Genomic DNA, 474 nt, shown 5'->3' on the forward strand with positions numbered 1-474 from the left:
CCGGCGCCGAGCTCGGCCCGCAGCCGCTTGGACCCCGGCGGCAGGGTGATGCGGCGGGCGGTGCCGGGGGACAGGCTCAGCCCGCTCGCCGTGAAGGGTTCCGCGGCGACGGCCGGCAGGTCGATGCCGCGCAGCGACAGCCGCGCCGCGGCGCCGTCAAGGACCTGCAGATCCAGCGGCTTGCCGTCCGACATGGCCACGGAGGATGTGGCCGACAGGCCCATGCCCAGCCCGGCCTGCAGGGCGACGGGGGCGCCGCCCTCGGCGATCCAGAAGCGGTTGGGCGGCGAGGCGAGGCGCGCCGTCTCGCCGGCCGCCAGGTTCAGCACCAGGGCGCGGTCGGGGTCGACGCTCTCCACCGGCAGGGCGAAGGGCGGCGGGGCGGCACCTTCCCCCAGCAGCCAGAGGGTGTCGCCGGCGGGGCGGGTCGGCTCGGCGCCGGTCGGGGCCAGGGCGGCGCCCTCAGCCGTGCCG

At 78.9% G+C, this 474-nt stretch carries 1 protein-coding gene; it reads right to left on the reverse strand.

The window, feature by feature from the left end; translation table 11 throughout:
* The coding region (locus BKE38_RS32725; RefSeq protein ID WP_165694340.1) for a hypothetical protein at positions 1–474 on the reverse strand (474 nt) is incomplete at both ends.

The organism is Teichococcus deserti (assembly GCF_001982615.1).
Lineage (GTDB): Bacteria > Pseudomonadota > Alphaproteobacteria > Acetobacterales > Acetobacteraceae > Pseudoroseomonas > Pseudoroseomonas deserti.